The organism is Pseudomonas sp. P7758 (genome assembly GCF_013386485.1).
Classification (GTDB): Bacteria; Pseudomonadota; Gammaproteobacteria; order Pseudomonadales; family Pseudomonadaceae; genus Aquipseudomonas.
In genome coordinates, this window is sequence record NZ_JACARS010000003.1 from 1 (window position 1) to 19858 (window position 19858).

22 protein-coding genes are annotated in these 19858 nt (G+C 62.4%); 11 read left to right on the forward strand and 11 right to left on the reverse strand.

Annotated features, from left to right (window positions below; translation table 11 throughout):
• Positions 1 to 120 precede the first annotated feature (120 nt).
• Entirely contained in the window at positions 121 to 807 is a 687-nt protein-coding gene (locus HX873_RS00160) for a GntR family transcriptional regulator (protein WP_003215120.1), read from the reverse strand.
• Positions 808 to 809: 2 nt separating this feature from the next.
• Positions 810 to 2609: an allophanate hydrolase gene (gene atzF, locus HX873_RS00165; RefSeq protein WP_177122221.1), complete on the reverse strand. Its 1800-nt coding sequence runs from the start codon at positions 2607 to 2609 to the stop codon at positions 810 to 812.
• Positions 2610 to 2874: 265 nt separating this feature from the next.
• Here atzF and HX873_RS00170 point away from each other — a divergent pair, with 265 nt between their 5' ends.
• Both HX873_RS00170 and HX873_RS00175 read left to right on the forward strand, forming a co-directional pair.
• Positions 2875 to 4251 (forward strand): cystathionine beta-synthase, encoded by a 1377-nt coding sequence (locus HX873_RS00170; RefSeq protein ID WP_177122222.1) that lies wholly within the window; start codon positions 2875 to 2877, stop codon positions 4249 to 4251.
• Positions 4248 to 5414 carry a cystathionine gamma-synthase gene (locus HX873_RS00175; protein ID WP_008436288.1) on the forward strand — a complete coding sequence of 389 codons (1167 nt, stop codon included), beginning with the start codon at positions 4248 to 4250 and terminating at the stop codon, positions 5412 to 5414. The genes HX873_RS00170 and HX873_RS00175 overlap by 4 nt, the downstream gene beginning before the upstream one ends.
• A 42-nt stretch (positions 5415 to 5456) precedes the next feature.
• Here the strand turns inward: HX873_RS00175 and iolG are convergent, their stop codons facing one another.
• Together iolG and HX873_RS00185 are read right to left on the reverse strand one after the other, a co-directional pair.
• On the reverse strand, positions 5457 to 6461 hold the full coding sequence (gene iolG / locus HX873_RS00180) for an inositol 2-dehydrogenase (RefSeq protein WP_177122223.1): 1005 nt from the start codon (positions 6459 to 6461) through the stop codon (positions 5457 to 5459).
• Between the two features lie 36 nt (positions 6462 to 6497).
• Positions 6498 to 7523 carry a LacI family DNA-binding transcriptional regulator gene (locus HX873_RS00185; protein WP_003215111.1) on the reverse strand — a complete coding sequence of 342 codons (1026 nt, stop codon included), beginning with the start codon at positions 7521 to 7523 and terminating at the stop codon, positions 6498 to 6500.
• 123 nt (positions 7524 to 7646) lie between these two features.
• Between HX873_RS00185 and HX873_RS00190 the strand changes: the two genes are divergently transcribed.
• The 3 genes from HX873_RS00190 to HX873_RS00200 are packed head-to-tail and all read left to right on the forward strand — an operon-like array spanning position 7647 to position 10606.
• Positions 7647 to 8492 (forward strand): SDR family oxidoreductase, encoded by an 846-nt coding sequence (locus HX873_RS00190; RefSeq protein ID WP_003215109.1) that lies wholly within the window; start codon positions 7647 to 7649, stop codon positions 8490 to 8492.
• The gene (locus HX873_RS00195; protein WP_177122224.1) at positions 8492 to 9634 is read left to right on the forward strand and encodes a phytanoyl-CoA dioxygenase family protein; all 1143 of its coding nucleotides are present in this window, start codon (positions 8492 to 8494) and stop codon (positions 9632 to 9634) included. Before HX873_RS00190 ends, HX873_RS00195 begins: the two co-directional genes overlap by 1 nt.
• A 48-nt stretch (positions 9635 to 9682) precedes the next feature.
• The gene (locus HX873_RS00200) at positions 9683 to 10606 is read left to right on the forward strand and encodes a substrate-binding domain-containing protein (protein ID WP_177050616.1); all 924 of its coding nucleotides are present in this window, start codon (positions 9683 to 9685) and stop codon (positions 10604 to 10606) included.
• Here the strand turns inward: HX873_RS00200 and HX873_RS00205 are convergent.
• Together HX873_RS00205 and HX873_RS00210 are read right to left on the reverse strand one after the other, a co-directional pair.
• On the reverse strand, positions 10596 to 11018 hold the full coding sequence (locus HX873_RS00205) for an MAPEG family protein (protein WP_177122225.1): 423 nt from the start codon (positions 11016 to 11018) through the stop codon (positions 10596 to 10598). The two genes, HX873_RS00200 and HX873_RS00205, sit on opposite strands and share 11 nt — an antisense overlap.
• Positions 11018 to 11335 (reverse strand): DUF2834 domain-containing protein, encoded by a 318-nt coding sequence (locus tag HX873_RS00210; protein ID WP_003215101.1) that lies wholly within the window; start codon positions 11333 to 11335, stop codon positions 11018 to 11020. The genes HX873_RS00205 and HX873_RS00210 overlap by 1 nt, the downstream gene beginning before the upstream one ends.
• Before the next feature lie 116 nt (positions 11336 to 11451).
• Here HX873_RS00210 and HX873_RS00215 point away from each other — a divergent pair, with 116 nt between their 5' ends.
• A complete protein-coding gene (locus HX873_RS00215; protein ID WP_174717786.1) occupies positions 11452 to 12261 on the forward strand; it encodes a helix-turn-helix domain-containing protein in 810 nt (269 codons plus the stop codon).
• A gap of 18 nt (positions 12262 to 12279) precedes the next feature.
• Here the strand turns inward: HX873_RS00215 and HX873_RS00220 are convergent, their stop codons facing one another.
• A complete protein-coding gene (locus tag HX873_RS00220; protein WP_003215097.1) occupies positions 12280 to 12696 on the reverse strand; it encodes a hypothetical protein in 417 nt (138 codons plus the stop codon).
• Positions 12697 to 12984: 288 nt separating this feature from the next.
• Here HX873_RS00220 and HX873_RS00225 point away from each other — a divergent pair, with 288 nt between their 5' ends.
• On the forward strand, positions 12985 to 13350 hold the full coding sequence (locus HX873_RS00225; protein ID WP_003215095.1) for a hypothetical protein: 366 nt from the start codon (positions 12985 to 12987) through the stop codon (positions 13348 to 13350).
• A gap of 6 nt (positions 13351 to 13356) precedes the next feature.
• Here the strand turns inward: HX873_RS00225 and HX873_RS00230 are convergent, their stop codons facing one another.
• Entirely contained in the window at positions 13357 to 14079 is a 723-nt protein-coding gene (locus HX873_RS00230; RefSeq protein WP_003215093.1) for a CPBP family intramembrane glutamic endopeptidase, read from the reverse strand.
• Between the two features lie 6 nt (positions 14080 to 14085).
• Complete coding sequence (locus HX873_RS00235) at positions 14086 to 14556, reverse strand: RidA family protein (protein WP_003215091.1); 471 nt, start codon at positions 14554 to 14556, stop codon at positions 14086 to 14088.
• Positions 14557 to 14811: 255 nt separating this feature from the next.
• Between HX873_RS00235 and HX873_RS00240 the strand changes: the two genes are divergently transcribed.
• Positions 14812 to 15243: a nuclear transport factor 2 family protein gene (locus tag HX873_RS00240; RefSeq protein ID WP_003215089.1), complete on the forward strand. Its 432-nt coding sequence runs from the start codon at positions 14812 to 14814 to the stop codon at positions 15241 to 15243.
• A 138-nt stretch (positions 15244 to 15381) separates the two neighbouring features.
• Here the strand turns inward: HX873_RS00240 and HX873_RS00245 are convergent, their stop codons facing one another.
• Positions 15382 to 16710 (reverse strand): PLP-dependent aminotransferase family protein, encoded by a 1329-nt coding sequence (locus HX873_RS00245; RefSeq protein ID WP_177122226.1) that lies wholly within the window; start codon positions 16708 to 16710, stop codon positions 15382 to 15384.
• Between the two features lie 91 nt (positions 16711 to 16801).
• On the opposite strand from HX873_RS00245, the gene HX873_RS00250 reads away from it, so the two are divergent.
• The gene (locus HX873_RS00250; RefSeq protein WP_102369215.1) at positions 16802 to 17692 is read left to right on the forward strand and encodes a DMT family transporter; all 891 of its coding nucleotides are present in this window, start codon (positions 16802 to 16804) and stop codon (positions 17690 to 17692) included.
• Between the two features lie 3 nt (positions 17693 to 17695).
• Here the strand turns inward: HX873_RS00250 and HX873_RS00255 are convergent, their stop codons facing one another.
• The gene (locus tag HX873_RS00255; protein ID WP_177122227.1) at positions 17696 to 18250 is read right to left on the reverse strand and encodes a YceI family protein; all 555 of its coding nucleotides are present in this window, start codon (positions 18248 to 18250) and stop codon (positions 17696 to 17698) included.
• Positions 18251 to 18368: 118 nt separating this feature from the next.
• Here HX873_RS00255 and HX873_RS00260 point away from each other — a divergent pair, with 118 nt between their 5' ends.
• Together HX873_RS00260 and yghX are read left to right on the forward strand one after the other, a co-directional pair.
• Positions 18369 to 18863 carry a PaaI family thioesterase gene (locus tag HX873_RS00260; RefSeq protein ID WP_003215081.1) on the forward strand — a complete coding sequence of 165 codons (495 nt, stop codon included), beginning with the start codon at positions 18369 to 18371 and terminating at the stop codon, positions 18861 to 18863.
• A 44-nt stretch (positions 18864 to 18907) separates the two neighbouring features.
• Positions 18908 to 19795 (forward strand): YghX family hydrolase, encoded by an 888-nt coding sequence (yghX, locus tag HX873_RS00265; RefSeq protein WP_003215079.1) that lies wholly within the window; start codon positions 18908 to 18910, stop codon positions 19793 to 19795.
• The last annotated feature ends 63 nt before the right edge of the window (positions 19796 to 19858 follow it).

The following is a 19858-nucleotide window of genomic DNA, read 5'->3' on the forward strand; positions in this document are numbered from 1 at the left end:
GGCTGCGCAGCAGCCCCAATTCAGGCACCGCGTTTTCGCCAGGTAAAATGGGGTGACCGGTTTTGGGGGCGCTTCGCACCCCAGCGGGAGCAAGCTCCCTCGCCACAGGGCACGGGCTGCTTATCCTCTCGCCACCGCCAACCGATGCAACGTGATCTTGCGCACCTCCTGCTTGCTCACCTCGATGTGAGTCTTGAGCAGTTGCTGCGCCAGATCGCGGTGCCGTGCCGAGATCGCATCGAGGATGCTTGCGTGTTCCTCATAGGTCGCTGCGATACGTGATTGCTGAGTGAAATCCAGCCGCCGAATGATGCGGATTTTCTCGGTTATCTCGTAATGCATGCGCGCCATTTCAGCGTTGCCCGTGGCCTGCACCAACCCGCAGTGGAACTCCTCATCCAGCGCGCAGACGACCTGTGCGTCATCCAGCCGGGCACTTTCGTCCACCCGCCAGATCGCTTCAAGCCGTTCAAGCCCCTGCTCCGCCATGCCACACAAGCGGCTGACGGCGGCCAACTCCAGCACGATTCTTACGTCGTAAAGCTCTTCGAAATAGTTGAAGTCGAACGGCCGCACCTGCCAGCCACTCCTGAAAAACACCTCCAGGTACCCTTCCCGCTCCAGCCGATACAGCGCCTGGCGCACCGGCGTACGGCTGGCCTGCATGCGCTCGGCCACGTCGCCTTCGCTGAAGCGGTCACCCGGCAACAAACGAAAGTCGAAGATGTCGTCCTTCAACTGCTGGTAAACCCGTTCCGCCAGGCTGTCCGGCCGTTCGCTGGGCTTTCTCATGGTCGAGAGCTGCATGGCTATTTCCTGCTCGCCATGTAGGCGCGCCAGCCGCCGAATTCGGTGATGTCAGTAGCGCCTGCCAGGGCCCAGGGCTCGCAGATAAACCCCTTTACGCTGCGCCCATCCGCCAGGGTCAGGTTGCCGATGCCCAGCGGCGCAGGGATCTCGGCGACGAACTCACCAAAGCGGGCGACAGGCATGTCCCACAGCTCGACGATGATCGAGCGGCCCGAGTCATCCCTGGCCAGCCCCGGCTTGGGCGGAACCGTGCCCGGCAGTGCATGCAGGCGGTAGTTGCCCGCTGTCAGGGTTTGCTCCACCAGCACGGCGTTGCGGCTGGTCAGCTGGAAGTTCAGCGGCATCCCGGTGAGATGCGCCCCAACCACCGCCACCCGCACGCTGCCGGGCGCCTGCCCCGCCGGTGCCGGTTGCGGCAGATTGCGTTGGGTAGCGCCCAGCGGAAGATCAAGGCCGGCCTGCCAACGCTTGCCCAGATGCGCCAGGGCGGCGTCGTGCCAGGCCGGCGCGATAAGGGTGATGCCGCACGGCAGGCCGTCGCTGCGCAGCCCGGCGGGCACGGCCAGTGCCGAGAGGTCGGCCAGGTTGGTGAAGTTGGTGTAGAAGCCAAACTGCGAGTTGTAGAGCACCGGCTCCACGGCCATTTCCGCCAGGGTGCGGATCGTCGGCGATGTCGGCACCAGCAAGGCGTCGAAACCGGCCAGGGTGTCGTTGATGCGGCGGCTCAGTTCGGCGCGCAGGTATTCGGCTTTATAGGCATCGCAGGCGCTGTACGTGTGGCCGTTTTCCACAATGCCACGCACCACCGGGTTGATCGCTTCGGCGTTGCTGGCGAGCATGCCTTCCAGTGCCACCGTGCGCTCCGCAACCCAGGAGCCGTAATAGAGCTGCTCGGCGAGTTGCTGAAACGGGCTGAAATCCACCGCCGTGATTTCGGCGCCGAGGGACTGGAACCTGAGCAGCGCCTGTTCAAATACGGCCTGGTTCTGCGCGTCGCCAAAAAACTCCAGGCTGGCCGGAACCGCCAGCTTGATTGTGGCGCCGACCGCTACGGGAGCAGTGTTGGGATTGACGCGTGAATAGGCGTCGCTGGCGTCGTAAGCAGCAGCGAGGCCCGCAACCGTCTCGGCATCTTCAACCGTCAGCGCAAATACCGAAATACAGTCCACGGTACGACAGGCCGGCACCAGTCCGGTGTTGGACAAGCGCCCCTTGGTCGGCTTCAACCCGACAATATTGTTGAAGCCCGCCGGCACCCGCCCGGAACCGGCGGTGTCGGTGCCCAGGGAAAACGCCACCAGCCCGCGGGCAACCACCGAGGCCGAACCCGAGCTGGAACCGCCGCTGACATAGTCCGGGTTAAAACTGTTGCCCACCGCGCCGTAGGGCGAGCGTGTACCCACCAGGCCGGTAGCGAACTGATCGAGGTTGGTCTTGCCCATCAGGATCGCCCCGGCCGCCCGCAACCGCGCCACCACCGAGGCATCCGCCGCGGCGGTATAGGCAAACTCAGGACACGCCGCCGTGGTTTCCCAACCCGCCGCATCGATGTTGTCCTTGATGGCAAACGGCACGCCATACAACGGCAACTGGTCGATATCGCCGTCGACCGCCGCAAGCCGCTCGGCCAACTGCGCCAACTGGTCACTCAATTGCTGCGGTTGCACCCGGCTGATCCAGGCGTTGTCCTCGGCGGGAAACGTGCTCGCCAGGGTCAACAGGATGTCGGGAGTCAGCGCCTGGGTGCGGTAGGCAGCTTGCCATTCACCCAGGGTCCAGCCGAGTTGTTCGTTGCGCATTGAGGATTCCATCTTGTATCCAAGTTTGGATTTCTTTTAGCAATCCCTGGGCCAATCAGCTGCAAGCCAATGAATACGTGAGGTTGACAGAAAACCCACCGATGGATCGCCTCCAGCCGTGCTCCGTCATGAAGCAGCAATGCGCCAAAAAAAGACATTCTGGCGGCCGCGCGGTTGCGAGCGGCCCGATACCGGCCTATGTTCGAAACCATGTTGTAAACGCTGCTGTCCATCCCATACGCCCTTTCCGTAGCCAGGTGACGACATGCCCACCGCTTCCCGCCCCGCCGTGCTCGAACTGATTGGCAATACCCCGCTGGTGCGGGTCAGCCGCTTCGATACCGGCCCGTGCACGCTGTTCCTCAAGCTTGAATCCCAGAACCCCGGCGGCTCCATCAAGGACCGCATTGGCCTGGCCATGATCGACGCCGCCGAGCGGGATGGCCGCCTGCGCCCCGGCGGCACCATCATCGAAGCCACCGCCGGCAATACCGGCCTCGGCCTGGCCCTGGTGGGACGCGCCAAAGGCTACCGGGTGGTGCTGGTGGTGCCGGACAAGATGTCCACCGAGAAAGTCTTGCACCTGAAAGCCATGGGCGCCGAGGTGCACATCACCCGCTCGGATGTCGGCAAGGGCCATCCCGAGTATTACCAGGATGTGGCGGCGCGACTGGCCAAGGACATTCCCGGTTCGTTCTTCGCCGACCAGTTCAACAACCCGGCCAACCCCCTGGCCCATGAGACCAGCACCGCCCCGGAAATCTGGGCCCAGACCCAACATGACCTGGATGCCATCGTGGTTGGCGTCGGCTCGGCCGGCACCCTCACCGGCCTGACGCGCTTCTTCAAACGCGTGCAACCTGACCTGGCCATGGTGCTGGCCGACCCGGTCGGCTCGGTGATGGCCGAGTACAGCCGCAGTGGCACCATGACCGAACCCGGCTCGTGGGCCGTGGAAGGTATCGGCGAAGACTTCATCCCCTCGATCGCCGACCTCTCCAGCGTGCGCCACGCCTATTCCATCAGCGACGAAGAAAGCTTCGACCACGCCCGCCAACTGCTGCGGGCCGAAGGCATTCTCGGTGGCTCCTCCACCGGCACCCTGCTGGCCGCCGCCCTGCGTTATTGCCGCGAACAGACCGAGCCCAAGCGCGTGGTCACCTTCGTCTGCGACACCGGCACGCGCTACCTGTCGAAGGTCTACAACGACCAATGGATGAACGACGCCGGCCTGCTGCAATACAAACACTACGGCGACCTGCGCGACCTGATCGCCCGTCGTTTCGAGGACGGCCGGGTGATCAGCGTCGGCCCCGACGACAGCCTGCTCACCGCCTTCCAGCGCATGCGCCTGGCCGACGTCTCACAGCTGCCGGTGCTGGTGGACGGCAAGCAACTGGTGGGGGTGCTCGACGAGTCGGATGTATTGCTCGGCCTGCATCAGAACGCCGCGCACTTTTCCATGACCGTGGGCAGCGCCATGACCAACGCCCTTCACACCCTCGCACCCAGCGCCAGCCTTGCGCAATTGCAGGCCGAACTGGATCGCGGGCTGGTGGCAATCATTGCCGACGCCTCGGGCTTTCACGGCCTGATCACCCGCGTCGACCTGCTCAATCACCTACGGAGATCCCTTGCATGACCCAGCACGATAAAAGCGCCTTCGCCACCCGCGTGATCCATGCCGGGCAATCCCCGGACCCGACCACCGGGGCGCTGATGCCGCCGATCTACGCCAACTCCACCTACCTGCAAGACAGCCCCGGCGTTCACAAGGGCTTTGACTACGGGCGCTCCCACAACCCGACGCGCTTCGCCCTGGAACGCTGCGTGGCCGACCTGGAAGGCGGCACCCAGGCGTTCGCGTTCGCCTCCGGGCTGGCGGCGATTTCCACCGTGCTGGAACTGCTCGACGCCGGTTCCCACGTGGTTTCCGGCAATGACTTGTACGGCGGCACCTTCCGCCTGTTCGACAAAGTGCGCCAGCGCAGCGCCGGCCATCGCTTCAGCTTCGTCGACCTGACCGACCTGTCGGCCTTCGAAGCCGCGCTGCAGGACGACACGCGGATGGTCTGGGTCGAAACCCCGAGCAACCCGCTGCTGAGCCTGACCGATCTCAGTGCCATCTCCCGCATCTGCAAGGCCCGCGGCATCATCTGCGTGGCCGACAACACCTTCGCCAGCCCCTGGATCCAGCGCCCGCTGGAGCTGGGTTTCGACATCGTGGTGCACTCCACCACCAAGTACCTCAACGGCCACTCCGATGTGATCGGCGGCATTGCGGTGGTGGGCCAGAATCCTGAACTGGCCGAGCGCCTGGGCTTCCTGCAAAACTCCGTGGGCGCGATTGCCGGGCCGTTCGACGCATTCCTGACCTTGCGCGGGGTGAAGACCCTGGCGCTGCGCATGGAGCGCCATTGCAGCAATGCGCTGGAACTGGCGACGTGGCTGGAGCAACAGCCGCAAGTGGCGCGGGTTTATTACCCAGGCCTGGCATCACACCCGCAGCATGAGCTGGCACGCCGGCAGATGCGCGGGTTTGGCGGGATGATTTCGGTGGACCTGAAAAGCGACCTGGCAGGAGCGACACGCTTCCTGGAAAACGTGAAGATCTTTGCGTTGGCTGAAAGCCTGGGGGGCGTTGAAAGTCTGATCGAGCACCCGGCGATCATGACCCATGCGAGCATCCCGGCAGCGACCCGGGCGCAGTTGGGGATTGGTGATGGGTTGGTGCGGTTGTCGGTGGGGGTTGAGGATGTGGAAGACCTGCGGGCGGATCTGGCGCAGGCGTTGGCAAAAATCTAACGCGCAATCTGCCGGAGCGAGCATGCCCGCTCCGGCAACACCTTAAATAGCGTAATTGACCTCAACCATTCGCCCGGTCTTGATGGACTCCAGCGCACAGTCCGCCAAGTGCAACGCATACAGCCCATCGCGCATGTTGGTGGGCAGCGCGCGCCCCGCGCTCAGTGCCTGGATAAACTGCCCCAACTCATTGCGGTAGGCATCCGCATAACGCTCCAGGAAGAAATGCTGCAACGGCTCCAACGCCTCGGTGTGCTCGTGGTTCCAATGGCGCAAGGTGCTGGGGCGATGGTTATCCGTGAGCAGCACCCCCTTGGCCCCGGATACCTCAAGTCGCTGGTCATACCCGTAGACCGCCTCCCGACAGCAGTTGATATGGCACTGTTTCCCGGATGCGGTGCGCAGCAGCACCATCACGCTGTCGAAGTCGTCAATCTGCGCCAGGCTCGGATCTACCAGCCGGCTGGCTATCGCGCCGACTTCAATGGGCTCTTCACCCAGCAGGTGCCGCGCCATGTCGAAGTCATGAATGGTCATGTCCTGCAGGATGCCGCCGGAATGTGCCAGGTAATCCCGTGGCGCCAACCCCGGGTCGCGGCTGGTGATGATCACCTGCCGCACAGCACCAATTTGCCCCGCGTCGATGGCCTGGCGCAGGCGCAGCGTGTCGGGATCGAAGCGGCGGTTGAAGCCCAGCATGACTTTGCCGCCCTCGCGCTCCACAGCTTGCGCCGCCGCCCGCGCCTTGGCGAAATCCAGGTCAATGGGCTTCTCGCACAGCACGGCCTTGCCCTGGGACACGGCCGCCAGCAGCAAATCGATATGAGTGTCGGTGGGTGTGCCAATCACCACCGCGTCGATATCGTCCCGACTTAGCACTGCTGCGCAGTCATAGGCCGCCTCGCAACCCAGCTGCGCAGCCAAGCCATCGACGCCCTCCCGCCAGGGGTCGGCGACCACCACCAGAGTGGCATCAGGATGGGCCGCGACATTGGCCGCGTGAATGTTGGCGATGCGCCCTGCACCAAGGACAGCGATACGTAGCATGGTCGAACTCCTGGGATTGTTATTGGGTGTGGAGATTCAGTCCGGCAGGTTGAACGGTGTGACGATCTGTACCTGTGACGGCGCAATCGGCCCAGCCTTCCACAGCCGATGAAATTGCAGGATGTGCAGAAACACATGGCGCGCATCGATCTGCAGGTTGTGATCGATAATCGCGGCGACTTTTTCTTCAGCCAACAGCTGGCGATTCTCTTCGTCGAGGTCGTGAGCAATAAACACGTCCAACGGGCGATCCAGAGCCGCGAAGGCGTCGACAATTGCGCGGTTGCCACCGCCGACGCTGTACACCGCCTTCAGTTCCGGATGCTGCTTCAACGCATCGGTGACCCGGGCAAACGTTCGGTCATACACGCCGTACCCACCGCTGATATCCAGTACCCGCAGGTGCGTCGCACGGCCGCGCAGCCACATGCGAAAACCCATTTCGCGTTCTTCCTCGCCCCGGAACAATTCACTGCCAATCACCACCGCCACTTCCTGGGGTTGGGGTGACAGCCAGCGGGATAGGAGGTACGCGGCGGTTTGTCCGGCGGTGCGGTTATCCATGCCTACGTAGCCGATGCGCTCGCTGTGGGGCAGATCGGTGACCAGGGTCACCACCGGAATACCTGCGGCCGCCAGGTGCTTGACCGCCAGATTCACCGCCGGCTCGTCCGCGGCCTTGAGCACCACACCCTGGCTGCCGGTCTCGAGGCAGCGCAGCAATTGGTCGTGCATCGCCTGAGGCTCGATCTCTTCGAACACATGAAACCGCGGGGCGATACGAAACGGTGCCAGGCTGCCCAGTTGGGCGGTGATGGCGGCCTGCACCGCCGCACTGAAGCGCTTGGGCGTGTGCATGATCACATCGACATGAAAGGTACGGCCTACTGCCAGGCCATTTTTTTCCTGGGATTCCAGCTCATCCAGAGCCTGTTCGATACGCCGCCGGGTTTGGGCGTGCACGCTGCCGCGCTCATGCAAGACGCGATCGACTGTCGCCTTGCTGACGCCCGCCTGGGTGGCCAGTTGCTTGATGGAAAAGTGTTTAGCGCGTTCGAGCATGCTGTTGGACCTGAGGTCTTTTTGAGGTCTTTTTGAGACTCGTTGAGGTGACCGCAATGCTAGTCTCAGTTTTGCCCGGCGTCGAGCCCGGCCTTCAAAACAACAAAAACCCAGGAGACCCCGATGCCTTCAACCGACCTCAGCCATACCTTCAAAGGCCAATACTTTGTCGTCACCGGCAGCACCCAGGGATTGGGGGCTGCCGTCGCCCATACCCTGGCGCGGCGCGGTGCTGCCGGCCTGATCATCTGCGGACGCCGTCCGGACCAGGGCCAGGAGCAAGTACGGCAGTTGGCAGCGCTCGATTGCCGCGCGGTGTTTGTCCAGGCGGACCTGGAACAGATTGGCGACTGCCGCGCCGTGATCGAGGCGGCCCGTGCCCACTTCGGCACCCTCCACGGGCTGATCAACTGCGCCGGGATGTCGGATCGCGGCACCATTCTCGACACCTCCCCCGAACTGTTTGATCGACTGTTTGCGGTCAATGTGAGGGCGCCGTTTTTCCTGATGCAGGAAGCCTTGAAGCTGATGATCAGCCAGAGGGTTGAAGGTGCAGTGGTCAATATCCAGAGTGTCACCGGCCACGGCGGGCAATCGTTCTTGAGTGCCTACGCGGCGTCCAAGGGCGCTCTCGCGATTCTGACCAAAAACGTGGCGTTCAGCGCCCTGCGCAACCGGATTCGGGTCAACGGCTTGAACATCGGCTGGATGGACACACCGCACGAGGATGAAATCCAGCGGCACTACCACGGTGCCGGGGATGCCTGGTTGGAAGCCGCCGAAGCCGCACAGCCCTTCGGCCGCCTGCTCAAACCTGAAGAGGTGGCCCGGAGCGTGGCATTTCTATTGTCACGCGAGTCGGGAATGATGACCGGCACGGTGATCGACCTGGAGCAAGGCGTCATCGGCTGTGGCGACGGCGGCACCCCACGCCCCGATCAGGCCTTGAGCCTGGTGGAGGGTGCGTGATGCCTGCCTTTGTCAGCGCCGATGCGGTGCAACTGGAAGATTTTCACTCGATCTGTGCCCAGCAGGCTGCTGCCGAGGACTACCCGCACTGCGCCGAAGTGTGCAGCAACATCCCGATCTATCAGGCCCAGGCACTGCGCAACGGCGATCGTCACGCCGTGCTGGACGAACTGCATCGCCTGTTCAGCCAGGGGCCGGGAGTGATGGTGGTGCGCCAGGGCTACGCCGACCTGGACGTGGTCGACCGTCACAGCCAGGTATTCGAAGCGATCTTTGCCCAAGAGGCTGCGCAAGGTGTGGCCGCCGACCACTTCGCCAAGGCCGGCAGTAACGGACGTATCTGGAACTCATTACAGAAGGCCGCACTGCAGTCGCCGGCATCCTTTGTCGAATATTACGCCAACCCACTGCTGGGGTTGATCGCACAAGCCTGGCTCGGCCCGGGCTACCAAGTCACGGCCCAGGTCAACGTGGTGCACCCCGGTGGCCAAGCCCAGCAACCGCACCGTGATTATCACCTCGGGTTCCAGACCATCGACGTGGTGGAGCGCTTTCCGTTGCCCCTGCACACGCTGTCCCAATACCTCACGCTGCAAGGGGCCGTGGCCCACAGCGACATGCCCCTGGAAACCGGCCCGACCCAACTGCTGCCGTTTTCCCAGCAATACCCGCTGGGCTACCTGGCCTGGAGGCGCACTGAATTCATCGATTACTTCCAGCAGCATGCCGTGCAATTGCCGCTGAACAAAGGTGACCTGCTGTTCTTCAACCCGGCCCTGTTTCACGCCGCTGGCACCAATCGCACACCGGACCGCCAGCGCATGGCCAACCTGCTGCAAATCTCCTCGGCGTTCGGCAAAACGATGGAGGCTGTGGACCGCGACCGGATGATGCTGGCGCTGTACCCCTGCCTGTTGGAGCGCCTGGCGGACAACGTCATGGATGGCGAGGCGCTGCACGCGGTGATCGCCTGCACCGCCGATGGCTATTCCTTTCCCACCAATCTGGATACCGACCCACCCTTACAGGGCCTGGCTCCGCAAACCGGGCAGCAACTGATGTTGCAGGCACTGAACGAACGCTGGCCCTGCGAGACCTTTGCCGAACGCGTTGCGCAACTACACGCCAAACGCCAAGGCTGAGGAATGTTTTCAACGTCTTTCAAAACAACAAAAAAACGGACTGACACCATGAAAAAACAGCTGCTGACCTTGCTCCTGACCCTCATCGTTACCCCGCTAGCCCTCGCCGAGACACGCATCGGCGTCAGCATCGCCCAGGTGGACGACGTGTTCCTCGCCCAGATGCGTGACTACATGGCGGCCCACGCCAGGGACCTCACCGACGTGACCCTGCAATTCGAAGACGCCCAAGGCGATGTGGTGCGCCAACTGAACCAGGTGCAGAGCTTTTCTGCCCAAGGCATGGACGCGATTATCGTCAACGCGGTCGACACCGCCGCTACCCAGAAAATGACTGTGAATGCCCAGCAGGCGGGTATCCCGCTGGTGTACGTCAACCGTCGCCCGGACATCCCCGGCTTACCGGCCGGGGTGGGTTATGTCGGCTCGGACGAGATCAAAGCGGGCGAGATTCAGATGCGCTACCTCGCGGAAAAAATGAACGGCAAGGGCAACCTCGCAATCATGCTCGGCTTGCTCTCCAACAACGCCACCCACAACCGCACACAGGGCGTGAAAAACGTACTGAAGGATTACCCCGACATCCATATCGTCGAAGAACAAAGCGCCGACTGGCAACGCAGCAAGGCCATGGACCTGATGAACAACTGGATCGTCTCGGGCAAGAAAATCGACGCCGTGGCGGCCAATGCCGATGAAATGGCTATCGGTGCCGCGATGGCGATTACCCAGGCCGGCATGCACCCTGGCAAGGACATCCTGGTGGGCGGCAGCGACGGCGGCCCCGCCGGCCTGGATGCGATCAAGAAAGATCTATTGGTAGTCACGGCCTATCAGGACAACAAGGGCCAGGCCGTCGGCTCGATTGACCTGGCGCTGAAGATGATCAGGAAGCAGCCCTACACGGCGGAGCTGACCATTCCCTATCAACAGATCACCAAGGACAACTATCAGGCCTTTCTCACCCCTTGATTGTTATCAGCCCAGCGCCAAGCAGACCGGCCAGCCCCGACAAACAGAGCACTCCCACTCCATAAGCGAGGGTGCGCCAGGGCTGGCGGCCGCTCAGATACATCACCGTATGCATCACACGGACAGCGGTGAACAGACAGAACAACCCCGCGGTAGCGGTGCCTGGCGTTTCCATCGCCAGGCACAGGCCACCCAAAATGAAGAACAACGGAATATTTTCCAGATCATTGGCCCAAGCCTTTTCGGCCCGGGAGACTTGCGGTAACTCCTGGGGATTCGCATCGCGATGGAAGAAAGCTGCATCCTCGTGGTTAGTGAATGCACGGAATCTGAGTCGAAAGAAACCCTGGTAACAGGAGATCGCCAGCATCTTCAAGAACAGCACCAGTACGCACAACGCATAAACCTCCATCACCGGCCCCCTGAAGGTTCGCGGAACCCGTTGACCACGATATACAGCAGCGGACCGATGGATACGAAAACCGCCGTTACCAGTAAATAGGGCAACACCGACGCCAGGGATTTGCCCCTGGCCCGCGCATCCCGGTACATCCATACGCCCGCCAAGGCCGCCATCAGATACAAGTCAATCACCACCTGGGCAGTATCCGGCCTCGATATCAATTCACGTCCGAACGCCATGAGCGATTGTTCGGCGATCAGCATCGTGATCAATGTGTACAGGGCAAAAGCCAACAGCCCGGCCAGGGCAATCCAGGGTCTGCGCATGTTCTCCTCCTTGGAGACAACGGTTCGGGAAGCTGCACATTAGTGATAACGTCGTTCCCCTCTCAATGACCTCGAAGGTCATCGACACCACCGACCCGCACGGCCAGAGTCAACCCATGAGCAGCCAACCTTTCCCCCGCGCCAACCCCGACACTACCGCCGGCACGCAACTGCGCGTGCTGCGTCGGCACGCCAGATTGAGCCAGCTGGAACTGGCGCTGATCACCGGGGTTTCCCAACGCCACCTGAGCTGCATCGAGACCGGGCGCGCCAAGCCGAGCCCGGGCACCTTGCATAATTTGCTGATGGCGCTGGAGGTTCCGCTGGAGCAATGCAACAGCGTGTTCCTCGCTGCCGGCTTCGCCCCGCGCTATGAGGCAACCCCGCTCTCCTCGCCCTCCATGGAGGCTATTCGCGAGGCAATCAGCCATGTGCTCCACGCGAACAATCCTGCACCGGCGATCGTGCTGGGCAGCCACTGGGAAGTGCTCGCCGCCAACGCCAGTACCCAGGTGCTGTTCGAGCTGGTGGGGATCAAACCGGAGGCGGCTGATGGGCTGAATTTGCTGGTCACCCTGCTACAGCCTGGCGGCCTGGGTGATCATTTGATCAACGCTGACGAAATCCGCACCATCGCCTGGCAACGGGCGACGCGCGAGGCGTTGGGCAACTCCGAACTTGCCAGGCTTCTGGACAGCCTGCCGGCCCCGCAAAGTACCGAAGCCTTGGTCAATGAACCGCCGCCACTGGTGCTGACACGCGTCAACTCCCGTGAAGGTGAGCTGAACTTCATGTCGACCTTCACCACCTTCGGCATGCCTCAGGACATCACGGTAACGTCGTTGCGCATCGAGCATTTGATTCCGGCGGATGCGCAGACGTGGCAGGTGATGACCGCGGCGTATGAGCGGTCATTGGTGAGGTAGAAAGCCGCGGCGGGGCCATTAGTTATTTGTCGTATTTTGCCCGCCATAGCTATTGGCGCGGCTCTTGGAGGAGGAGCCGTTGCTGTATTGGGTGTCTTGCCCACCGTAGCTATTGGAGCGGCTCTTGGCTGAGGTGCCGTCGCTGTATTGAGTGTCTTGCCCACCATAGCTGTTGGAACGGGTCTTGGCCGAGGTGCCGTCGCCGTATTGGATATCCTGCCCGCCATAACTATTGGAGCGGCTCTTGGAGGAAGTACCATCGCTGTATTGGGTGTCTTGCCCACCGTAGCTATTGGCGCGACTCTTGGAAGAGGTGCCATTGTCGTATTCGCAATCGGACCCACCATAACTGTTCGCCCTGCACGTCTCGGCAACCGCTTGGTAAAGCGGCGCAGCCAACAAAACCGTGCCCAGCAAAACGACCTTAAGCTTCATGTTAATTCCTTGTAGGGGTGGCGATACGCTATTACAGACTGGAGATTCTGAACTTAGTTTCCAACGTTCTGAAATGCGCTCGCGCGAGCCGACGTGGCAACCCTTTGCCAGCCCCGGCAACTACTGGCCTGCGCCCTGCCCCGGCAATACCACCCAGCCCGCGCCGCACAAGGCATGCAGCACATGGCCCGGGTTTTGCTCTGTTGCTGCTACCAATAAGGGAGCGGCACCATGATAGGAAGCACGACAAGTCTGTTAGCGCTGGGACAGAAGACTTTTACACAATCCATGGAAAACGGCACCCTGCGGGCCGGGAGGATTGAAGTCACCAACGCCACGCCCGAGATCAAGACCAAGCTGGAAGCCAGCTATCAGGAGCAAGTGCGCTCGACCGCGCAAACCGTTGCCACCGCCAGGGCCAACCCTTCATGGGCGACCTTCGACGATAAAGGCAACGCCGTCGAACTGCCCGATGTTCAGTCACTCAGCAAAAGCGACGCCACCCATGTGGCCAACGGTCTTCAGTACCTGCTCGATATCGGGCGCCTGGACGGCAAGACTGTCACCGCGAAAAATGGCGACCAGTCGACCGATAACATCGCGGTCTACAAAGACTGGCTCCAGGCCCACATCGGCGTTGATGTACAGGCCTGAGACGGTTCACACCATCGGCACGGCAATCAGCAAGATCGCCGTGCCATGGGTGGCCGTCGCCGCGACCACACCGTAGCGCATCCGCACCAGCCCGCAGGCCACGCCTTCAATCAGGGTAAAGGCCAACACTGGCCAGCCCAGTTGCGTCACGCTCAACGCCAGAAATGAATGGCACGCGGCGAACGCCAGCCCGCTGAGCAACGCCGCGCGCAGCGGCGTAACGTGCTGTTCGAGATAGCCCTGCAGGAAGCCGCGAAACAGCACCTCTTCCAGCGCATTGGCGCAGTAGGCAAGCACCAGCATGCCCATCAGCCAGGCCCAGTAAACCGGCTCAATGCCTTGATACAGCCGCAATGGCAGGCCGATCAGACACCCGGCCCCGAGTCCCACCGCCAGGCCCGCCCAACGATTGCCCTTGAACAGCACCGTCAGTTGCCACAACTCCGGTGCCAGGCGCGCGAGCAGGGCAATCAGCCCAAGGGATAACCCGCCCAGCGCGGCCAGCACCCACGGGTTGGCCGTGAACTCGATCTGCACCTCGCGGCTCAGCGACCACATGCCCAGCGGCGTCATCGCATCGCGCATCAGCACGAAGGCCAGCAGCAGGATAACGATGCGCAAGCCCGGCAATGTTTTCGGCGTGAGACCGAACCACAGGCCAAACAGGATCAGTCCCGGGAGCAGGTAGATTCCATAGTGGACCAGTACCGCAAACGCCTCGGCGATCACCCGGTTTCAGTCCCGTGCCACGGCGATCATGTCGATTTCCACGGCCGCGCCCTTGGGCAATTGCAGCACGCCCACCGAGGTGCGCGTATGGGATCCTGCGGCCCCCAGGATCTCGTTCAACAGGTCCGACGCACCGTTGGCGACTTCGCTTTGCTGGTCAAAGTCATCCGCGCTGCGCACGTACACATTGATCTTGAGGATCGCCTTGACCTGATCCAGAGAGCCCAGTGCCTGCTTGAGCAAGCCCAGGCAACGCAATGCGCTGACGCCGGCGGCAATCTGTGCATCGGCCAGGCTGAGGCTTTCGCCGACCTTGCCTGGCAACACGATGGCGTCACCCACCCGCGGAATCTGGCCGCTGATGTAGACGTGATTGCCGTCCCTCAGCAGCGGCGTGTAGTTGCCGCCGATCTTGAACTCGTTGAGTTGATAACCCAGGCGCACCATGGCCGCCGCGTACTTTTGATCCGGTGTCATTTTTTTGTTTTCCTCAGTCGTTGCGAATCCACGCCATGAAATCGCCGGCCACAGCATAGCCATGTGCCATTTCCACGGGAAGTGCCGACCGCTATTTCGCAGGTGATACGACAACCAATACTGGCAAACAGCGCTTATCTTCTAGCCAAGAACAAATTTCACTTTCCTTGATCCCGGTAAATACGGCATGGTTGTACGACGACTTAAAACCACAGTCCGAGTCGTCCCAGTACCCACAACAACAAGGAAATACCCATGCAAAACGTCAAGGTTCTGATTGGTTTTCTGTGCCTGTTCAGCGGCTACGCGGCCGCCGCGCCCGCCGCAAGTGACAAGGATGTAGCCGCTGCGGTCGATCATCTGACCCAGGCCATGCTGCACAAGGACATCCCGCAACTGCAGGCCCTCACCGCGAACAACCTCACCTACGGCCATTCCAGCGGCAAGGTCCAGAACAAGCAGGAATTTATCGCCGACATTGAAACCGGCAGAAGTGGTTTCAAGACCCTGGAAATGCAGAAACAGACCATCACCCTCAATGGCGACACCGCCCTGGTGCGCAACCACTTTTCCGCACAGGCGGTGAACAGTGGCGTCGAGGTGCCCACCGAAATTGAAAACTTCCAGGTCTGGCAGAAGCAGAAAGGCAAATGGCTGCTGATCGGGCGCCAGGCCTACAAGTTCTGAGTCCCGCCTGGATCGTTCCCACGCTCTGCGTGGGAATGCATCCGGTGACGCTCTGCGTCACTATCGCGCAAATCTACAGCGGGACGCGGAGCGTCCAAGGCGGCGTTCCCACGCAGAGCGTGGGAACGATCCGGCCCCCTAGCACGCCTCCACCGCCCAGCGCACTTTCACCAACGCCTCGCGCAGCACCTCCCGGTCCACCGACCCCAGCGCCACTCGCAAGGCATGGGGCACGTGGGCCGAGACGGCAAACGGCTCGGCCGTGGACACCGAGATATTTTCCCGGGCCAGCGCCATGGTGATCTGATCGGCGCGGGCATCTTCCGGCAACGGCAACCACAAGAAATACGAAGACGGATGGCGGATAACATTCAAGCCCGCCAACACCTCATCGGCCACCGCCTGGCACGCCTGGGCGTCCTTACGTTTTTGCGCTTCAAGCTGCAGCACCGTGCCGTCGTCGATCCACGCGGCAGCCACCGCAGTCATCACCCCCGGGGTGTTCCAGGTGGTGGCCATGACCGTACGTTCCAGCGCCGCCATCCACTGCTGCGGAGCGGCGACAAAACCCACCCGCAGGCCGGTGGCGACGCTCTTGGACAGCCCCGACACGTAAACCGTGCGTTCCGGCGCCAGTTCGGCCACGGGCGGTGGCGCGTCCTCGGCTAAAAACGCGTAGGCAGCATCCTCGATCAGGATCAGGTCATGCCGACGGGCAATCGCCACCAGGTGCTCGCGCTGCGCCATGCTCATCACCCAGCCCAACGGGTTATGCAGGGTCGGCATGCTGTACACGGCGCGTACCGGGCGCCGGGCGCAGAGTTGTTCAAGAAAGGCCAAGTCGGGGCCCGTCGCGGTCACCGGGATCGCGACGATTTCCAGGTGCAGAGTCTCGGCCAGTACCTTGAACCCGGAATAGGTCAACGCATCCACCGCCACCACATCGCCGGGCCTGAGCAGCGACATCATGGTCACCGCCAGCCCATGCTGGGCACCGCTGACGATCAGCACCTGCTCGGCCTGCACCGTCAACCCACGACTCAGCAGATGACGCGCCACCGCTGCCCGCTCATGCAGCCGACCGGCGTGAGGCTGATAGCGCAGCAGCGCCGCCAGGTCGCCGGACAACGCCAACTGGCGCAATGCGGTGCGCAGCAGGTCGGTCTGGCCCGGCAGCGACGGGTAGTTGAAGTTGAGATCGATCATGCCCGCCGCCACCGCGATCTGGCCGACGCCCTGCCCCGGCGACAACGCGATTTCCCGCACAAAGGTTCCGCGCCCGGTTTCACCACTGACCAGGCCCATGGCCTCAAGCTCGGTGTACACCCGGCTGGCCGTGACCAGCGCCAGGCCATGGCTGGCGGCCAACTGGCGGTGCGTCGGCAACCGGGTGCCCGCCGCCAGCGCGCCCGAACGGATATCCCTGGCGAAGGTGTCCACCAATGTCTTGTAGCGGGCGCGGGGCATAGGCGATGTATCCATGACAATTTTTTGATTGTCTTGATAGTGAGTCATAAGATGCGCAGGACGCAACTTATCCCTATCGAGCCCTACACCCATGGAACGAACCACCCACCTCAACACCCGGGAAAACAACGCCAGCGGCTGGATCAACGGTCTGATCGGCGTGGTGATCTTCAGCGGCTCGCTGCCGGCCACGCGCCTGGCGGTGCTGGAGTTCGATCCGGTATTCCTGACCGTCGCCCGCGCCACCATCGCCGCCCTGCTCGGCCTGTGCCTGCTGTGGCTGTTCAAGGAAAAAACCCCGGCCCGCAGTCAGTTGCTGCCCCTGGCAATCGTCGCGCTGGGCGTGGTGATCGGCTTTCCTTTGCTCACCGCACTGGCCTTGCAGTACGTCACCAGTGCCCATTCCATCGTATTTGTCGGCCTGCTGCCTTTAGCCACTGCGGTCTTCGGCGTATGGCGCGGCGGCGAGCGGCCCAAGTTGGTGTTCTGGCTGTTTTCGATCCTGGGCAGCCTGCTGGTGGTGGGCTACGCGGTTGCCCAGGGCCTGAGCGCTGCGCCCGCCGGGGATTTGCTGATGCTGTTGGCAATCCTGGTGTGCGGCCTCGGTTATGCCGAAGGGGCCAGGCTCTCACGCACCCTGGGTGGCTGGCAGGTGATCTGCTGGGCGCTGGTGATCTCGCTGCCGATTGTGGCCCCGCTGACGGCGATCCTCGCCCCGGGCACTTTCGTGAGCATCAGCCTGCCGGCCTGGCTGAGCCTGGCCTATGTGTCGCTGTTCAGCATGCTGATCGGGTTTGTGTTCTGGTACCGCGGGCTGGCCCAGGGCGGCATTGCCGCCGTCGGGCAATTGCAGTTGCTGCAACCGTTTTTCGGCCTGGCACTGGCGGCCACGCTGCTGCATGAGCAGGTGAGCCTGGGCATGCTGGGGGTGACCGTCGCGGTGATTGCGTGCGTGGCGGGGGCCAAGAAGTTCGCCCGCTAGCCATCAGCGCTCAGGCGCAACCATCTTGAACTTGATGACAATCGCATTGGACACCACGCTGTCCGCCCACTCCCCCGCGCCGATCCTGAAGTCATCGCGCTTGAGCACGAATTCGCCGTCGAATATGCCAATGCCGCTCTGCTCCTTGAGGGCCACCTTGACCTCCACCGGCCGGGTCTGGCCCTTGAGGGTCAGGTTGCCGCTGAACAGGTAACGGTTGTCGCCCAGGTCAGTGATGTGGGTCGAGGTGAAGGTGCCCACCGGGTAGGTCGTCATGTCGAACCAGCCGGGCTTGGGCAGTTCGGTGTTGGCGTCGTCGCTGCCGGCATTGATGCTCGGCAGCTGGATGGTCAGTACGGTGCTGGCGGCGGCCGGGTTTTGCGTGTCGAAATTCAGGGTCGCCGAATAGGTGCCAAACGTGCCGTACACCTCTTGGCCCATCTGGTCATAGGTGAAGCTGATGGTGCTGGCCGTCGGATTCACGTCGGTGTATTCCACGGCGTACGTTTTAGACAAGGTGGCGAGGGCAAGGACGACCGCTGGCAATCGAGATTTCATGGGATTCTCAACCGGGAATGAACACGCTGTGCACTGCTAACAGCGTAGGCGCTGGATTTATTCACGCGCCTGGCATTAGGCTCGTGCCTCGACGGAACCCAAACAACAAGGAGCCACGATGCCCGCGCTTTCCCTGCAAGACACCACCGCCCCCGAAGGCGTCTGTTATGGCTGCGGCAGCAGCAACCCCCACGGGCTGCACATCAAGAGCCGCTGGGACGCCGACGGCATCCACGTGATCGCCGAGCACCAGCCCGACGCCCGATACAGCGGCTGGCCAGACCTGGTCTATGGCGGTTTGATCGCGATGCTGGTGGACTGCCACTCGAACTGGACCGCCATGGCCTACCACTACCGGTCCGAGCAACGCGAACCCGGCAGCCTGCCGCGTATCGACTGCGTCACCGGCAACCTGGGAATCAAATTCATCAAGCCGACACCGATGGGCGTGCCGCTGACCTTGCGCGCAAGAGTCGAAGGTGACGTGGGGCGCAAAAGCCGCGTGGTGTGCGAGGTGTACGCCGATGGCGTGCTGACGGCGATTGGCGATTCGGTCTTCGTGCGGGTCGACACCGGGCAACTGGCCGCCGCGGCCCATGGCCGGGAAGCCTGATACTGGTCTACATTCAGTCCCACCGCTAATCGAGGACGCTACCGATGACTCGTCTGACCGCCAAAGACTTCGCCCCTGAACTGCTGGAGCTTTACGATGGCTACGCCCACGGCAAGATCAACCGCCGGGAATTTCTCGACCGCGCAGCACTGTTCACCTTCGGCGGGCTGACGGCCTCGGCCCTGCTCGCCGCCCTGAGCCCCAACTACGCCCTGGCCGAGCAGGTGAAATTCACCGACCCGGAGATCGTCGCCGACTACATCACCTACCCGTCACCCAAGGGCAACGGCACGGTGCGCGGCTACCTGGTGCGCCCGGCCAAGGCCAGCGGCAAGGTGCCGGCGGTGGTGGTGGTGCATGAGAACCGGGGGTTGAACCCGTATATCGAAGACGTCGCCCGTCGGTTGGCCAAGGCCGGATTCATTGCCCTGGCGCCGGATGGCCTGACCTCGGTGGGCGGCTATCCCGGCAATGATGAGAAAGGTGTGGAGTTGCAACAGAAAGTCGATCCCGAGAAGCTGATGAACGACTTTTTCGCGGCCATCGAATGGTTGATGCACCACGATGCAAGCACCGGCAAGGTGGGCATTACCGGGTTCTGTTATGGCGGCGGCGTGACGAATGCGGCGGCCGTGGCTTATCCGGAGCTGGGCGCGGCGGTGTCGTTTTATGGGCGCCAGCCGGAAGCCAAGGATGTGCCACGGATCAAGGCACCGATCATGTTGCATTACGGTGAGCTGGATACGCGGATCAATGAGGGCTGGCCGGCGTATGAGAAAGCGTTGAAGGCGGCCGGCACGACCTATGAGGCGTTTATCTACAAGGGCGCCAATCACGGCTTCCACAACGATTCGACGCCGAGGTATGACGAGGCGGCGGCGAATCTGGCGTGGGAGCGGACGTTGGGCTGGTTCAAGAAATACCTGGTGTAACCCGCCCTCCAAAACACCACCCAACTCATGTGGGAGCGGGCTTGCTCGCGAAAGCGGTGTGTC

Coding starts and splice junctions, on each gene's coding strand:
- HX873_RS00160 (WP_003215120.1), bottom strand. CDS start 807: ATGCAGCTCTCGACCATGAGAAAGCCCAGCGAACGGCCGGACAGCCTG.
- atzF (WP_177122221.1), bottom strand. CDS start 2,609: ATGCGCAACGAACAACTCGGCTGGACCCTGGGTGAATGGCAAGCTGCC.
- HX873_RS00170 (WP_177122222.1), top strand. CDS start 2,875: ATGCCCACCGCTTCCCGCCCCGCCGTGCTCGAACTGATTGGCAATACC.
- HX873_RS00175 (WP_008436288.1), top strand. CDS start 4,248: ATGACCCAGCACGATAAAAGCGCCTTCGCCACCCGCGTGATCCATGCC.
- iolG (WP_177122223.1), bottom strand. CDS start 6,461: ATGCTACGTATCGCTGTCCTTGGTGCAGGGCGCATCGCCAACATTCAC.
- HX873_RS00185 (WP_003215111.1), bottom strand. CDS start 7,523: ATGCTCGAACGCGCTAAACACTTTTCCATCAAGCAACTGGCCACCCAG.
- HX873_RS00190 (WP_003215109.1), top strand. CDS start 7,647: ATGCCTTCAACCGACCTCAGCCATACCTTCAAAGGCCAATACTTTGTC.
- HX873_RS00195 (WP_177122224.1), top strand. CDS start 8,492: ATGCCTGCCTTTGTCAGCGCCGATGCGGTGCAACTGGAAGATTTTCAC.
- HX873_RS00200 (WP_177050616.1), top strand. CDS start 9,683: ATGAAAAAACAGCTGCTGACCTTGCTCCTGACCCTCATCGTTACCCCG.
- HX873_RS00205 (WP_177122225.1), bottom strand. CDS start 11,018: ATGGAGGTTTATGCGTTGTGCGTACTGGTGCTGTTCTTGAAGATGCTG.
- HX873_RS00210 (WP_003215101.1), bottom strand. CDS start 11,335: ATGCGCAGACCCTGGATTGCCCTGGCCGGGCTGTTGGCTTTTGCCCTG.
- HX873_RS00215 (WP_174717786.1), top strand. CDS start 11,452: ATGAGCAGCCAACCTTTCCCCCGCGCCAACCCCGACACTACCGCCGGC.
- HX873_RS00220 (WP_003215097.1), bottom strand. CDS start 12,696: ATGAAGCTTAAGGTCGTTTTGCTGGGCACGGTTTTGTTGGCTGCGCCG.
- HX873_RS00225 (WP_003215095.1), top strand. CDS start 12,985: ATGGAAAACGGCACCCTGCGGGCCGGGAGGATTGAAGTCACCAACGCC.
- HX873_RS00235 (WP_003215091.1), bottom strand. CDS start 14,556: ATGACACCGGATCAAAAGTACGCGGCGGCCATGGTGCGCCTGGGTTAT.
- HX873_RS00240 (WP_003215089.1), top strand. CDS start 14,812: ATGCAAAACGTCAAGGTTCTGATTGGTTTTCTGTGCCTGTTCAGCGGC.
- HX873_RS00245 (WP_177122226.1), bottom strand. CDS start 16,710: ATGCCCCGCGCCCGCTACAAGACATTGGTGGACACCTTCGCCAGGGAT.
- HX873_RS00250 (WP_102369215.1), top strand. CDS start 16,802: ATGGAACGAACCACCCACCTCAACACCCGGGAAAACAACGCCAGCGGC.
- HX873_RS00255 (WP_177122227.1), bottom strand. CDS start 18,250: ATGAAATCTCGATTGCCAGCGGTCGTCCTTGCCCTCGCCACCTTGTCT.
- HX873_RS00260 (WP_003215081.1), top strand. CDS start 18,369: ATGCCCGCGCTTTCCCTGCAAGACACCACCGCCCCCGAAGGCGTCTGT.
- yghX (WP_003215079.1), top strand. CDS start 18,908: ATGACTCGTCTGACCGCCAAAGACTTCGCCCCTGAACTGCTGGAGCTT.